The sequence below is a fragment of the Thermoanaerobacterium butyriciformans genome, assembly GCF_017874545.1.
Classification (GTDB): domain Bacteria; phylum Bacillota; class Thermoanaerobacteria; order Thermoanaerobacterales; family Thermoanaerobacteraceae; genus Thermoanaerobacterium; species Thermoanaerobacterium butyriciformans.
Genome location: NZ_JAGGLT010000003.1, coordinates 63,200 through 78,611, shown reverse-complemented (window position 1 = coordinate 78,611; position 15,412 = coordinate 63,200). Strand labels below are relative to the sequence as shown.

13 protein-coding genes and 1 pseudogene are annotated in these 15,412 nt (G+C 30.8%); all 14 read right to left on the bottom strand.

Features of this window, described 5'->3' with window-relative positions; all coding sequences use genetic code 11:
• Positions 1-201 precede the first annotated feature (201 nt).
• Positions 202-1,530 (bottom strand): ABC transporter substrate-binding protein, encoded by a 1,329-nt coding sequence (locus J2Z80_RS02275; protein WP_209452933.1) that lies wholly within the window; start codon positions 1,528-1,530, stop codon positions 202-204.
• 217 nt (positions 1,531-1,747) lie between these two features.
• The gene (locus J2Z80_RS02270; protein ID WP_209452932.1) at positions 1,748-2,635 is read right to left on the bottom strand and encodes a glycoside hydrolase family 43 protein; all 888 of its coding nucleotides are present in this window, start codon (positions 2,633-2,635) and stop codon (positions 1,748-1,750) included.
• 25 nt (positions 2,636-2,660) lie between these two features.
• Positions 2,661-4,724, bottom strand: a complete 2,064-nt coding sequence (locus J2Z80_RS02265) for a hypothetical protein (protein ID WP_209452931.1) — start codon at positions 4,722-4,724, stop codon at positions 2,661-2,663.
• A 26-nt stretch (positions 4,725-4,750) separates the two neighbouring features.
• On the bottom strand, positions 4,751-6,508 hold the full coding sequence (locus tag J2Z80_RS02260) for a sensor histidine kinase (protein WP_209452930.1): 1,758 nt from the start codon (positions 6,506-6,508) through the stop codon (positions 4,751-4,753).
• A gap of 8 nt (positions 6,509-6,516) precedes the next feature.
• A complete protein-coding gene (locus tag J2Z80_RS02255) occupies positions 6,517-7,269 on the bottom strand; it encodes a response regulator transcription factor (RefSeq protein ID WP_209452929.1) in 753 nt (250 codons plus the stop codon).
• Positions 7,270-7,331: 62 nt separating this feature from the next.
• A complete protein-coding gene (locus J2Z80_RS02250; RefSeq protein ID WP_209452928.1) occupies positions 7,332-8,759 on the bottom strand; it encodes a rhamnulokinase in 1,428 nt (475 codons plus the stop codon).
• A gap of 28 nt (positions 8,760-8,787) precedes the next feature.
• Complete coding sequence (locus tag J2Z80_RS02245) at positions 8,788-10,065, bottom strand: L-rhamnose isomerase (protein WP_209452927.1); 1,278 nt, start codon at positions 10,063-10,065, stop codon at positions 8,788-8,790.
• A gap of 219 nt (positions 10,066-10,284) precedes the next feature.
• A complete protein-coding gene (locus tag J2Z80_RS15375; protein ID WP_432422702.1) occupies positions 10,285-10,419 on the bottom strand; it encodes a BMC domain-containing protein in 135 nt (44 codons plus the stop codon).
• A gap of 140 nt (positions 10,420-10,559) precedes the next feature.
• The gene (locus J2Z80_RS02235; protein ID WP_209452926.1) at positions 10,560-11,294 is read right to left on the bottom strand and encodes a class II aldolase/adducin family protein; all 735 of its coding nucleotides are present in this window, start codon (positions 11,292-11,294) and stop codon (positions 10,560-10,562) included.
• A gap of 176 nt (positions 11,295-11,470) precedes the next feature.
• Positions 11,471-12,232 carry a DeoR/GlpR family DNA-binding transcription regulator gene (locus J2Z80_RS02230; protein ID WP_013788843.1) on the bottom strand — a complete coding sequence of 254 codons (762 nt, stop codon included), beginning with the start codon at positions 12,230-12,232 and terminating at the stop codon, positions 11,471-11,473.
• Between the two features lie 181 nt (positions 12,233-12,413).
• Positions 12,414-12,641 (bottom strand): annotated as a pseudogene (locus J2Z80_RS02225) (Rpn/YhgA-type helix-turn-helix domain-containing protein); the annotation flags it as partial.
• A gap of 40 nt (positions 12,642-12,681) precedes the next feature.
• Positions 12,682-13,062, bottom strand: a complete 381-nt coding sequence (rbsD, locus tag J2Z80_RS02220) for a D-ribose pyranase (protein ID WP_245301094.1) — start codon at positions 13,060-13,062, stop codon at positions 12,682-12,684.
• A complete protein-coding gene (rbsK, locus tag J2Z80_RS02215; RefSeq protein ID WP_209452923.1) occupies positions 13,052-14,002 on the bottom strand; it encodes a ribokinase in 951 nt (316 codons plus the stop codon). The genes rbsD and rbsK overlap by 11 nt, the downstream gene beginning before the upstream one ends.
• A 322-nt stretch (positions 14,003-14,324) precedes the next feature.
• Entirely contained in the window at positions 14,325-15,389 is a 1,065-nt protein-coding gene (locus J2Z80_RS02210; RefSeq protein WP_209452922.1) for an ABC transporter permease, read from the bottom strand.
• Between the last annotated feature and the right edge of the window lie 23 nt (positions 15,390-15,412).

The window sequence follows — 15,412 nt, the reverse complement described above, 5'->3', positions numbered from 1 at the left end:
TTGTAATACTATAGTTACAAAACGAATAAATAAAAGTCATCGAGAAAGGATAAAGAGTAAATATGAGAAAACCTATTATCCATGGACTTATATATAAATAACCCAATAAATTTCTTTTTTTATTGTAATTCATAGATTAAGTCACTCCTTTAATAATATTTCATAGGGTGAAGGTTTTCCTGCACCCTATGAAAAAAATTTTTATTGCTGATTTTTAATTTCAGGAAGTTTTTGTTTATAAGTATTGATTAATTTATCTGCTGCTTGTTCAGGTGTTATTTTTTTGTAAGCTAACTCTTGAATAATATCAGTATTTATCTTTTCAAGTTCTTGATTTCCACTAATTCCATTTTCAGGAGGTGACATTTTCTCCATAGCTTGATTGGCATTGTCAGTCAATACTGAATCTAATAAATTATTATCTGACAATATTTTACGCGCATTTTCTGTTGCAGGAACACCTCTCACATCTTTCAGCGTCTTTATTGCCTCAGAATTTGTAAAGAACCAGTTCAAAAACTTTGCAGCTTCATCCATATTTTTTGAATCTTTATTAATTGCAATAAGCTGAGAAGGTCTTACCACTATCCCTGTTTGTTTTGCATTAGGATCAATAGGTGGTAATGCCATAGATAGATTTTTAATATTAGATTTTACATTAGCATAAATTGATGACCAGTTCCACAACATACCTGTTTGTCCATTAAGCCATAACGGATTTTGATCTGGTTTACCTTCATACGGAGCACTTTGAGAAAATGGTTCAATTGCTCCTGCTTCGAATAAACTGTTCAAATATTTAAATGCTTCAGTCAATGTTTGCTTATCAAAACCTAAAGTATAATCATCATTAACCCACTGATTACCTGTTTTTTGTCCTACATATGTGACCAAAATATAATCACATATTGTAGAGTCAGCATCTAAAAGATATGCATTTTTATCCTTTTCATGAACCATTTTAGCCGTTTGTAATAGATTATCCCATGTCCAAACAGTTTTGTCATCTATTCCAAATTTATCAAAAAAGTCCTTGTTGATATACATTGCCGAATTGTTTATTCCTGTAGGCAAGCCGATTAGCTTATTATCAACATAACAATAACTTTTTAAAAAGTTTTGATCAAATGCACTAACGTCTATATCTTTTAATTTACTTAGATCAGCAAAAAAGTCACCTTGACTAAAAAGTTGTTGAAGCCAAGTTACATCGATTTGTACCAGATCAGGAGCAGTACCACTGCTTAGTTGTGTTATCAATTTTTGGAGATAATCAGTAACCCCACCATATTCAGCATTAATTTTTACATTTGGATGTTCTTTTTCATAAAGGCTTATAGCATCAAGGGTCGCCTTGTGTCGATTATCACCACCCCACCACATGAATCTTAAAGTTACAGTCTTTTGACTTGTATTATTATTTTCTGAACTGCTTTTTGATGAATTTGATGAACTGCTACAACCTGAAAGTAGTGATAATATCAAAAGCAAAACCAAAAACGTAGATACTATTTTTTTAAACATTTTCATTCCAATGCCTCCTCATTATTTTGATTTCTAGATTAATTATATTATCTAGCTACAATCAATTAAAGGTATTCAATTTTAGATATGGTATCATTAATTGTCATTAATTTATACAATAAATGTACTGCTAAATTAAATAAAATATGGAAAGTATAGGAATTACCTTCCATATTAAACTGATAGCCATTCTATTTTTAAATCCTTTACTTTATTTATGTTTTTATGACAAATTTTCACAATCAAGAGTAGATTCATCTATTTGTAGAAAAAGCGGTCGTTCTTTTCCCCTTTTATTTGGTGCATGTATTGCCAGTGTAAGCTTTCCTTCAAAAGTCTTAAATATCATACCATGACCACCATCATTTGAGAAAATAGGAATCTCCTTATTAACCCATGGTCCGACTATATTCCCCGATTTTGAGTATGCTACTCCTACAGCATATACATTATTTTCGATGAAGCTGGACCATATCATGTAAAGTTCCCCATTTGAAGACCTATAAACAAAAGGACCATCAGTTACATAACATTCATGATTATTTATAATTTTTATACTTCTTGTCCATTTAGCATCTGATGCTCTAAAAAGAGTTATTGGTTCACTTATAGTTGATCTTAAATCTTTAGATAATCTCGCTGCACATATTTCACCATCATATATTTGTACCCATTCATGGCAAAAAACTATCCATGGTTGCCCAGCTTCGTCTATAAATAACGTTCCATCTAAACACATCCAATCGTTTGGAGTTACTGGTTCTATGCTCCAAGGTATATATGGGCCCGTTATCTTTTCTGAAACTAAAATCTGAGTTCCTCTATTTCTACCATCAGCAATAAATGTTGCAAACATGTAAAACTTTCCATTATATTCATGTATCTCTGGCGCCCAAAAATTTTTATCCCAAATAAAGCTTTTATCTGGTCTAAAAGCCACGAAAGGACCTTCAAAATTTTCTAGATCTGATGTTATATAATAATCAAAACCGGTAGCTTTTTCATTATTCCAACAGTTAATATCTGTTGTTCCAAATAAATAATATTTTTTTTCTTCATAAGCAGGGACCACAAATGGATCCCTAATATAAATATTTTCACGTTTTATCATATATTTATGCCTCCAATGAATAATATTACATCATGGGTTTTAATCCTTCCCATTCAATATTCCATTTACCGTTTTTGGGAAAACCAGGTTCATTTATGTCACATCCGTCCCACCCGGCTGCCATAAGAGCAATGGCTGTTAATAAGCCACCATTTCCCGGAAGATAGACTGGGAGATCTTTATTAGGAATTTGATTATTATGCCCGTTTAGCATATAAGTATTTTTTGGTGAATCCATTAAAATCGCTTTTACTGCTATTTCTGGTTCCCCAAGTCTAGCCGCATTCATAGCGATCATAGGAAAGTCCCATCCCCACATCTCTTCAAACTGCCATTTATCTAATACTTTAAATAAAGTATTTTTCATTATTCTCTTGTCCACTTTATGTCCAGGTAACATACCTAATGCCCCAAGCATTGATGGATGATCAAAATTAAATTTTTCATAAGTATCAATGCATTTTTCATGTGATAGATAAACACCATCTTTTAAAGGAAGTGAAGCTAACTTTGAAGAAATTTCTTTCCATTTTATATTTGTATCAAGTCCTAATCGTCTTCTCCATTTATTTGCTATTTCTAATGCAAATAAAAAATACTCCAATTCAAACGGCGGATTTAAAACTATATTAGGATCATGATTTTCTTGCACTGGAATCAAAGGTGGCCCAAGCACATACCTATCATTGTTTTCATCATATATTACATATGATGCAATAAAATCAGCGGTACTAAAAACTATGTCTTTAAACATATCTAGTACCTCTTGACAAGGATTTTCTCTATAAATCAATTCACTATAAAAAATTGGATGAGGCTGTTGCCATACAAGTAACGGTCCTATTGCAGAGGGACTGTCAATTCCGTCTGGTCCAACCATCTTGGGCCACCGTGCACCATCATATCCTTGTGACCGCGCATTACTCTGGGCAACAGAAAGAATTTTTTTATACCACCACATACTCCTACTTAATAAATATGTTCTTCCCCATAAAACAAAATGCACTGCATGCCACCAATGCATTTCTAGATGAAATTTTCCATACCAACTATTACAGGTAAGCCCAGTCTCTTGAGGAGGCATAGAACCTGAACATTGTATTGCCGTGAGATATTGCGAAAGAATCACCCTCCTTTCTAACTCAAAAGCTTTATTATCAGTACACTTTGAAAAATCTACTGCACCTCCACTGATCCAAAATCTATTCCAGTATTCTTTGCAAAGTCTTTTACTCTCTTCGAATAGGTGTATATATTTAGGTGGTTTTATCCTGGAAAACAGGCATGAAAAAATCAAATTGTTTGTACATCCCTTTTGATTCAATACAAAGTAATTCTTCCCTTTCTTTTCTACATAAACATCTTTTGAAAATTCTATCTTTACAAAATAAAAATCATTATCAATAGTTCTCAATAATTCAATACTATTTTCGCTGCAATCAACGATATCTGTATTATGCAATTCATCTTTATTCCAATCAGCACCTGATATATCTGGTGAACCATATGGAAATTTTATTTCTACAAAAATTTGATTTTTTTTGATAAGCTCAGATTCAACAGAAAAACTTATTATATCCTCATAAGGGTGGCAAAAGGTCTCTACATTTACCGGTATATCCTCTACTTTAAATTTGCTTACTAGAATTCCATTCCATAAATCTAATGACTGGTTAATTTCCTTAATGTCATTTATTTTTGCCTTTACGCCATTAGAAAGAGTTATATTTAATCCAATATTACCTAAATGAATCCTATGCGGATTAACTCTTAACCAATTAAATATTTCTTCTTGATTTTTTTCTGAAGTGGCATATCCTACTTTTCGTCCAAATATATTGTAATATTTAAGTTTTAGATCTTTTATTGAATAAAATCCCTTATCATTTTTGGCAGGTGTTGTGTGAAAGCCCCACTGTGCCATAGTACATAATGGTATCGTCTTATATTCTTCAATAAAAGTTTGCATACCAGTTATATCTGCAGTAAATGCAATTTCTCCATTCCCAACAGATAGGGGATTTTCTGTATCAGCTTTACCTATGATTACATTATGTCTCTTTACCAATTGATACCTATCAATACTCATTATAATACTCCTTCCCTCTTTAACCTTTAATTTTCTTCAATTTGCCCTTTTAGTTGATATGGAAAAGTAATATATATAGCAGTTCCCACATTAAATTTACTTCTAATTAATATGTCATAATTATTTCCATATAAAAGTTTTAATCTTTCTTTCGTATTCATTAAACCAATATGATCTTGAAAATCAAAATCAGAATTAAGAATCTCCCTTACTTTTAGTAATCTTTCCTTAGACATTCCCATACCATTATCTATTACTGAAATTTTTATTTGCTTTTTGTTAATAGATTTTATTTTAACTTTTATCGTACCTTTGCCATCTTTTTTCTTTAGTCCATGCTTAATAGAATTTTCTATTAAATGCTGGAGCATAAGTTTCATAATTAAGCAGGAAGATAAAGTTTCATCATAATTTAAAACTACTCTAAATCTATCCTTATACCTAACCTTTAATATTTCTATATACGCTTTTGTATTTTCAATTTCTTCCTTTATAGTAACAGTTTCGCTTGGATTGCTAAGTAAATATTTCAAAATTTGTGATAAGTTCTCAATCATTTTTGTAACATCGTTAGGCCCTTTAGTATATGACAGTGCTTTTAAATAGATAGTTTCTAATGTATTAGATAAGAAATGAGGACTTATCTGAGATTGCAAAGCTAATAACTCCATAGCTTTCATTTTATATTTTTTTTCTGCCAGTTCCATTTTCAGTTGGCTTTTTTCTATATAACTATTAATAATATTGTATATTATATAATTGTACTCATCTTTATTTTCGGCTGGTAATTCAGGGAAAATTTCATTAGTTTTTTCTGCCTCTATTATATTTATTATTTTGCTTATATTCTCATAATTGCGCTTTGTAATTCTAAATGTTATTAATATTACAAAAAAAATCGATATTGATAATAACACTAATGTTATCTTTAAAAGTTTTATTGGAACTTCGTAAAGATACTTTTTAGGCACTATTGATATATATTTTATATTGTAATTGGGAGACTTTAATTCTGTTATAATGTTATTTTTACTATATTTATTAATATCAACTTTTCCATGAAAATTGCTATTCATATTCTGACACATTAAATTGTTATCAGCATCTAGGATAAAAATCTTTTGACCAGGAAATACAGTTGAAGTATTTAATAAATTTTCTATATAATCTAAATTTATATTCAATACCAGTACACCGTTAATTTTATCTCCATCAAAATTTGCAATTTTTTTATATACACTTAAAACTTTTACTCCCTTTTTATCAAACTTATACAACTTTATATCTCTAACTTCCAACCAAGAAATTTTATTTTTCGGGGCATTCAAAAAACTATCATACCATTCATAATCCAAATATTCCTCAATAGAATTGATTCCATTTCCTGTAACTAAAAAATTCTTATTTGGATTATTAAAATATAAATATATAGATTGTATATATGGTTCAGAAAATGATGTAGAATCAAATAAACTTTCTATCATGCTAAGGTGCCACATGTCATCAAGAGAATATTTACTAGTATTTAAAATTCTTTTTAAATATAACGTAACATCTTTATTTGTTCCAAAAGTTAAATATATTTTATTGACATCGTTAAATAAAAACGACAAGTCTTTGTTACTTTGTTTTAGCATTTCACTGCTATTTTTATATATTTCATTTCTTACATATCGTTCTGTAATAACTATTGATAATGAACCAAGTATTAAGACTATTAATATAAGAGGGAGCGATAAGACTAACAAGTTTTTGTAAAAAAATCTAGTTTTTAATTTTTTCATAAATTTATTCATTCCTCAAAATTTATTGCTGAATTTATATATTCTTTCGGTGATTTTTTAAAATATTTTTTGAATGCCCTGCTAAAATTTTTAGGATTTTTATATCCAATCATATAACCTACTTCATAGGTTTTGTATAAAGGATTTTTTAAAAATTCAACAGCTTTTTTCATCCTGACATAAGTAATATAATCAGAAAAATTCATTCCGGTTTTTTGTTTAAAATATTTGCTTAAATAATACGGATTCATATAAACGATTTTTGCAACATCTTCCAAAGTCACATTATTATAATTCTCTTCAACATATTTTTTTATAATTGATATAATGCTATTAAACTCTTTTGATTTTTCATTATCAACAATATTTCTTTCACTTTTATTTTCATTATCAAGTTCACTTTTTATTCTTTTAAATACCTCTACCATTTCATTATATTTTGTAGGTTTGACTATATAATCCTTAACACCATATCTTAATGCCTGCCTCGCATATTCAAAATCGGTATATCCACTAATGATAACCATTTTTGTATCAATATTCTTTTCAAAAATTTCTTTAGCAAGTTCTATTCCAGACATTATCGGCATTTTTACATCACACAAAACTGTATCAACCTTATTTTTACAAATATAATTTAAGCATTCTCTTCCATTTTCAAATTGCTTCACAACGTTAAATCCAACATCACTCCACGGAAAACAATTAGATAATCCTGTCCTTATCTCATATTCGTCATCTACTACAACAAGTGTATACATATTAACACACCCCTATATCTTACTTATTCTTATATTTGCAAATAAGTCCAAGTTTCTTTGAGTTATATGCTCGAAAAATATCTCTTTTGCTCTATAGAATTTTTTATTATCTTTCTTCCCTCTTTTAAATCTTTGATGTATCCTAATGCCATAAGCTGGACTATCGCGTTGCCATAAATTGAAGCTTCTACAGGTCCTGTTATTACTTTTTTACCTGTAACATCCGCAGTTAACTTACACAGGAACTTATCCTGTATTCCTCCGCCAACCATATGGATAGTATCTATTTTTCTCCCTACAATGTCTTCTAAATTGTTTAAACAATTTTTGTATTGTTCAACTATACCATTGTAAGCAGCTCTCGCTATATCACCGATATCCTGCGGCAACCCCTGTCCTGTTTCTACACAATATTGCTTTACCGCTTCAGCCATATCATCGGGAGCTATAAATAATTTGTCATCGGGATTTATGATGAATTCTTCGTGTTTCGCTTTAGACGCCATCTGGCTGATTTCTGGAAATCCTATTTTAATTCCATGCAAATTCCAGCTTTGTTTTAATTGTTGAATAATCCACAAACCATTTATATTTTTAAGTAACCTAATAAAACCTTCTACTCCACCTTCATTTGTGAAATTGTACTTTTTTGTATTTTCATTTATTATAGGACTTTCACTTTCAACACCTAATAATGACCAAGTACCACAAATCAAATATGCACTTGAACCGTTTTCAATAGGTGTACCTGCAACTGCAGATGCCGTATCATGACTTCCAACAGAAATCACAGGAATATTAGATAGTCCCGTTTCTTCTTGAATTTCTTTTGTTAAATAACCTATTATATTCCCAGGCATTAATATTTTTTGAAAAATGCCTTCTGGCAAATTTAACTTTTTTATAAGATCGATCGCCCAATCCTTCTTTTCGGCATCAAGCATTTGCGACGTTGATGCAATGGTATATTCATTATATTTCTCATGCGTCAGATAAAAGTTAAACAAATCTGGCATAAATAATAATGTTCTTGCATAATTCAATAATTCTGGTCGCTTTTTATAATCGCAATACAGTTGAAATATTGTATTAAACTCCATAAACTGTATACCGGTCACGTCATAAATCTCTTCCAGCAACGCCATATTTTCAAAATCTTTTATTATCCCATCTGTTCTTTTATCTCTGTAATGAAAAGGATTTGATATCAATTGGTCATTTTTATCAAGCAACCCATAATCAACACCCCATGTGTCTATGCCAATACTGGATATTTTAATTTTTTTTTTGGATACTAATTTTAATCCGTTTTTTAATTCGTGAAAAAGTCTCAAAAAATCCCAATAAAATGATTGTCCTAGCTTGACTGGCTCATTTGGAAATCTATAAACTTCTTCAATTGTGATTTTTTCGCCATCGAATTTTGATAGCATAAGACGTCCACTTGAAGCACCAAAATCAAAAGCCAGATTATATACAGTATCTTTCATTGAAATACCATCCTTTAGTCTTAAATTTTTAAGCCCTATTTTTTATAATTTCTTTTTCATATTCTTTAACAGCATCAATCCATGATGTACCAATAGGCACATTTTCGTCCATACAGTATTTGTTCCAAACGGAGTAAAATGGCAATGTTTTGAATTCTTCCATCAAAGCCAGCCTTGCACCAAAATTGCCTTTGTTTTCTTCTTCTAAAAGTAGATGCACAGGCTCTAAAAGCGATATTAATATGGCTTTCAACGTCGCTCTTGCACCTATCACCCATGCCATTATCCTGTTTATGCTTGCGTCAAAGAAATCTAATGCAATATACACTTTATCATAAGCATCGCATCTTCTTATTTCTTTTGCTAATGAAAGCAAATCTTCATTTAAAATGACTACATGATCGCTGTCCCAACGGACACCACGGCTTACGTGAATCAATAAATTATCATTAAATGTGAGTATTGATGATATTTTATCAGCGATATTCTCAGTAGGATGAAAATGGCCCATGTCAAGACACAACATTACATCATTTCTTGATGCATAGCTCATGTAAAACTCATGTGAACCAACTACATAGCTTTCTGACCCGATACCAAATAGTTTGCTTTCAACAGAATCGACGATATTTGCTTTGTCATATTTTACTGAAAATATTTCATCTAAAGATTCTTTAAGTATTTTTCTGTGTTCAATTCGATTAGCAGGTAAATCTTTAGAACCATCTGGAATCCAAACATTATTCACACACTGGGTTTTTAACTCTTTTCCTATCTCATTTGCAATTTCACGACATCTCTTGCCATGTTCAATCCAAAACTTTCTTATATTTTCTTCTTTACTTGAAAGCGTATAACCATCATTTGCTTTAGGATGTGAAAAAAACGTAGGATTGAAGTCAAGTCCGATTTCTTTTTCTTTTGCCCAGTTTATCCATTTTCTGAAATGTTCAACTTTTATTTCATCTCTGTCTACAAATTCACCATTTGTTTCTGCATAAATGGCATGTAAATTCACTTTGTGTTTGCCAGGTATAAGACTTAAAGCTTTTTCAATGTCTTGCCTCAGTTCTTCACCATTTCTTGCTCTACCAGGCCAATTACCTATAGCAAGGATTCCTCCACCGCTTAATCCATTAGCGCTTTTTTCAAATCCAGTTACATCATCACCCTGCCAGCAGTGAAGCGAAATTCGAATCTTCTTCATTTTATCTAATATTTCATCAGTGTCTATGTCAAACTTTGCATAAACCTCTTTTGCATTATAATAATCATTTAAAATTTTATCTTTTTCTGCTTCATACATAATAAACATCCTTTCAGGAAATCAGATAATAATTACATTTGATTCTATTTAATAATAAATACTATTATTTAATCCTAAACTTATATATCTTTTATATTATATATTCGACGCTTTTTGTTAAATTCCTTCTTGTTTTTAATATTTTTTATTAATTTTTTTGTTATTTTTTTGTTTTATAGTTATATATATTGTATTTTCTTTTATTGCCTGTTTTTGCATTTAGATTATCTTATCCCAAATAGCTCTATCTGGATTAGGTATTATAGATTTGTTTAAAAGCATACCTAATTTCTCCAAAGCTTTGCATCCAGCGTTAATAGATGCTTCAACAGCGGCAAGCTCGCCTGTATGCAGTAAATACGAATTGCCGCAGATTCACCTTTGCTAATTTCACTTCTATAAGGTTTACAATGTTTTGGTGGTAGTATATGCTTCGAGTATTATTGATATAGAAAATGTCATCGTTTTTACATCATTTAATTTAAAGTCATCGTTTATTTCTTTCCATCTTTATCCTTATTTAATTCAACAGAATTTGTGCTGCATCTTAATGTACTACACAAATCGCCTGGATGCCTTCCTTTTAGACCGAATTTTCTTCTGATTTCATAAAGCTTTTCTACTTGGCTATCTGATAATTCTTTTGGACCTCCGAGAAGTGTAGAGATGAATGTCAATTTTGCATAAAATTCAAGTGATTCCATTTTATAGTATGCACTAATTAAGTCAGGACCGTATGTCAGTGCACCGTGATTTTCTAATAAAAGCGCATCGTAATTTTGCAAGTATTTAGAAACGGCATCTGGCAGCTCTTCGGTTGAAGGCGTACCGTATTCGGCTATTGGCACACAGCCTAAAGATATGACTGCTTCTGGCATTATTGGCTTTGTAAGCGGGATCCCTACAATTGCAAAGCCTGTGCCAAATGGCGGATGTGCATGTATGACAGATTTGACGTCTGGCCTTTCTCTATAGACTCTAAGATGCATCTTTATCTCTGTGGATGGTTTATAATCACCTGATGATTTTAATACTTCACCGTTTAAATTAATATTTAGTAGCATGTCAGGAGTCATAAACCCTTTGCTGACACCTGTAGGAGTCGTTATTATTTCATTTTCACCTATTCTAACGGTGATATTGCCGTCATTTGCTGCTACAAATCCATTCATGTAGATTCTTTTTCCTATTTCACAAATCTGTTTTTTTACCTCATATTCAGAATACACTTTTTGCCCTCCTTTAAATAAAGTTAATTTTTATTGAATTTATTTTGATTTATGTCTGTTTTATTTTGTTTATCTTTATTATATCAATATTTCATAAAATGTCAATAGTATTTGCCATAAATTAAAATAATATTTTTCTAAATATAAAAAAACATCTCACAAAATGTGAGATATAACTAACAATATATTAAATCAATATTGTGTTTTTTCAGGAATTCTTCCCATTCCAAAGACAACTTTCTATCGGTAAATAGATAATCAATTTTATCTAAGTCAAACATCTTGACAAACGATGACTTGTCGAACTTATTGTGATCAAGAAGCAAAAATACCTTTTCTGCCGAGTTGGCCATGGCTTTTTTGATTTCGGCTTCCATTTCATTTGATTCTGTTATGCCATTTGTCATATCAAATCCCTTTGATGATATTATGGCTTTATCTACACAGAAATTTTTAATCATATCTTCCGCGAAATTTCCGATCAACGACATGGAATTCTGTTTTAATACTCCTCCTGTTGAGATGACTTTGCAATCTTTAGCATTTGCCAATTCCAATATTATCTTTTCTGAATTTGTTATGACAGTAAGCTTCTTCTTAAATTTTATTTGCTTTGCTACCTGAAGTACTGTAGAGCTTGAATCAAGCAAAAGCGTATCACCGTCTTCAATGTATTCAGCAACTTTCATGCTTATCGCTTGTTTGCTTTCTATATTTGTAATTTCTCGAATATTTAGCGGAATATCGGCGCTTGAATTTTCATTTATAACAGCACCGCCATAAGTCCTCTTTAAAAGCCCCTCTGCTTCAAGTTTCTCCAAGTCCCTTCTTATGGTTTCTTCTGTCACATTAAACAATTTGCTTAACTCCGGCACTAAGACGCTTTGGTTTTCTTGTATAAGCCTCATTATCCTCTTCCTTCGTTCTATCGCAAGCATACACTTTCCTCCAGTTTTCTTAAATTTTAATTAAATTATATACTAAAAGTCAACAATAAACAACATATTGTCAAATAACACAATATGAAATAAATAAAAACATGATAAAAACATCGATTTTTTGCACAAAAATAAGGTGGCTTTAAAAACCACCTTTGTATGCCACAACTTATTAACTTTTTTAGTGCTGAATTAATTTTTTTACCTCATCTTTGTTAAGCTCAGTGATGTCCGCTACTTTATCAATGTCCATACCTTCTTTTAATAATTTTCTTGCTATTGCAATTTTTTCTTGTTGTGCCCCTTTTTCTATACCTTTTTCGATTCCCTTCTCAATACCTTTTTGCATACCTTTTTCGATTATCATCTTATACGTCTCAGATTCTTCAATCCTAAACATTATTACCACATGCTCCATAATTTAAAGTGAACACTTGAAATCTTGTTGATCAAAATTCAACTCCAGATTGCAGTATTATATTTGCATAAGGTGTAAATTCTCCAGTTCTAATGACTGCTTTCGATTCTTTCGTCATTTTTTTCAACATTTCATGCTCTACAATCTCTATTTTGTATCCTTCTAAAACATGTAAAATATCACTATATAATTCGTTATTTCTTTCTATCATTTCTCTGGCAATATACGCCTTTTCAATACCAAGTTCCGTTAGGACAGCTTCTAGCGTTTCTATTAAACTTGGAATGCCTGGCATTAAAGCAATATCTATTCTTTTTATTCCAACTGGTATTGGCAAACCACTATCTGATATAACTAATAAATCTCGATGTCCACATTCTGCAACAACCTTTGATATTTCATTATTCAACAATTTTGTTTTTTTCATCGTATTTTCTCCTAACATTAATAAATTTATTAACTTCCATTTTGTCAGGAAAAGAACTTTGTGCTCCTTCTTTCGTAACAGTTAATGCTGATACATAAGTTGCAAATTCTACAGCTTTTTTTATGTTAATTCCGTCGCATAAAGCTACAGACAATGCCCCATTAAAAGAATCACCAGCCCCTGTTGTATCTACAGTCTTTACTTTAACTGCGGGGAAATAAAAAGATTCAACTCTATTCTTTAAATAACATCCCTCATCTCCTAAAGTTGTTATTACATTTTCTACTCCTTTATCTATCAATATATCAGAAGCATTTTCAATATCTTCATGTGTTTTAATAGTTCTATTTGTTAAAATTGACAATTCAGTTTTATTAGGAGTCAATATATATATTTTATTTAATATTTCATCAGGAATTACTCTTGCCGGTGCAGGATTCAATATTATTTTTATGTTTCTTTTGTTACAAATTTCAACAACATATTTAATTGTCTCAATTGGGATTTCCAATTGTAGTATGCAAAATTTTACATTTTCAAATAATGAAACATGTCTTTTTATCTGTTCTACATCTAAATTTTTATTAGCACCTTGATTTACAACAATATTATTTTCACCTTTATCACTTACATATATAAAAGCAGTACCCGTTTCTTTTTGATTATCTACTTCGATTCCATCTATTTTTACATTATGTCTTTTTAAATTTTCTATTATGTCCTTACCATATCCATCATTTCCTACCCTTCCTATCATAATTACATTTCCTTTAAGCTTTGCTATAGAAACTGCTTGATTCGCACCTTTACCTCCATAAAAGTACTTTACTTCTCTTGCAATGACAGTTTCACCAATTTGGGGTATATGCTCGACTCTAGCAACAATGTCCATATTAATACTTCCTACAACCAAAATATTATTCATAATATTGATTCATCTCCACATGAAATCTATTCTATAGTTATTAAGAAAACTTATTTTTAACTTTGCGTTTTTAGCTTAGTTTTTCTTCAGAATTTGCTTACAAAAATAATTATTAATATATTGATACAGCAGATTACAATATATAATGAGACATTGCTTTTTATTGATTGCTATAAAATTATTAGCAATACAATAAATAAGCTTATGTCTCACTTTATTTTAATTAAATTAAAACCCGCATCTCATAATCTAACATTTTTATTTAAATCCAACCACAAATATTTGAAAGTCTATCCAAAGCTTATCAATTCTTGATTGCATATTATGCATTTTTTTGCTCAAGTGCCATCTTAGCTTCCATATTTCTTTGCACCTGATCCACAATTACCGCTATGATAATAACCGAACCTCTTATTACTTGTTGCCAAAATTCAGAAACACCACTCATTACCATACCATCATTTATAACACCAATAATTAAAGCACCAATAACTGCACCTCCAATTGTACCAACTCCACCCATCATAGATGTGCCGCCAAGTACTGATGCAGCAATTGCACTTAATTCCCACGACTCACCTGTAGCAGGTTGAGCTGCAGTAAGCTGCGATGCCGCAATTAATCCAACAAACGCAGCACATAGCCCAGAAAATGCATAAACAAATAATTTCACTCTATCAGTCAAAATACCAGATAATTTTGCAGCATTTTCATTTCCTCCTGTTGCATATATATGCCAACCTAATGGTGTCTTCTTTAATAAAAATGCTGCAATTAAACTAATTATAGCAAAAATCCATATTGCTACTGGAATTCCCAATATCGTACCTTGACCGAGAAATTGAAACCCGGTATTTCCAAGCTCAGCTTTTCCAGTAAGATCAGGAAAAGTAGCACCGTTAGATCTCAAAAGAGCAAGACCTCTTGCAATATAAAGCATGCCAAGAGTAGTGATAAAAGGTGTAACTTTAAATTTTGTTATGACAATACCATTTATCAGCCCAATTATTACACCACTAATCAATGTCAGTATTATAATTATCGGAACATTAAAATATATTTTAACACCAAAAATAGGTAATGCTAAACCCTCATATATAAGCCCACCTGAAATCATCGCAGAAAGGCCAACTATAGAACCAACAGAAAGATCAATACCTCCAGTAATAATTACCAATGTCATTCCTATGCCCAACAAACCATACAATGCAACATGCTTAATAATAAGAATTATGCTCTCTTTATTTGTAAAATTCGGTGCAATAAAACTGAATACTATTAAAAGAATAGCTAATACTACAAATGTTCGAACTTTAAGTAATAACATCCCAATTGACAAACTGTTCTTCTTTTTTTCTTTTTGTTTAGGATTAGCAATCTTTTCCATATTTCCCATACTCCTTTGCATAT

Excerpts from the sequence above, each read along its gene's own strand:
- J2Z80_RS02275 (WP_209452933.1), bottom strand. The coding sequence starts at position 1,530 with ATGAAAATGTTTAAAAAAATAGTATCTACGTTTTTGGTTTTGCTTTTG.
- J2Z80_RS02270 (WP_209452932.1), bottom strand. The coding sequence starts at position 2,635 with ATGATAAAACGTGAAAATATTTATATTAGGGATCCATTTGTGGTCCCT.
- J2Z80_RS02265 (WP_209452931.1), bottom strand. The coding sequence starts at position 4,724 with ATGAGTATTGATAGGTATCAATTGGTAAAGAGACATAATGTAATCATA.
- J2Z80_RS02260 (WP_209452930.1), bottom strand. The coding sequence starts at position 6,508 with ATGAAAAAATTAAAAACTAGATTTTTTTACAAAAACTTGTTAGTCTTA.
- J2Z80_RS02255 (WP_209452929.1), bottom strand. The coding sequence starts at position 7,269 with ATGTATACACTTGTTGTAGTAGATGACGAATATGAGATAAGGACAGGA.
- J2Z80_RS02250 (WP_209452928.1), bottom strand. The coding sequence starts at position 8,759 with ATGAAAGATACTGTATATAATCTGGCTTTTGATTTTGGTGCTTCAAGT.
- J2Z80_RS02245 (WP_209452927.1), bottom strand. The coding sequence starts at position 10,065 with ATGTATGAAGCAGAAAAAGATAAAATTTTAAATGATTATTATAATGCA.
- J2Z80_RS02230 (WP_013788843.1), bottom strand. The coding sequence starts at position 12,232 with ATGCTTGCGATAGAACGAAGGAAGAGGATAATGAGGCTTATACAAGAA.
- rbsK (WP_209452923.1), bottom strand. The coding sequence starts at position 14,002 with ATGAATAATATTTTGGTTGTAGGAAGTATTAATATGGACATTGTTGCT.
- J2Z80_RS02210 (WP_209452922.1), bottom strand. The coding sequence starts at position 15,389 with ATGGAAAAGATTGCTAATCCTAAACAAAAAGAAAAAAAGAAGAACAGT.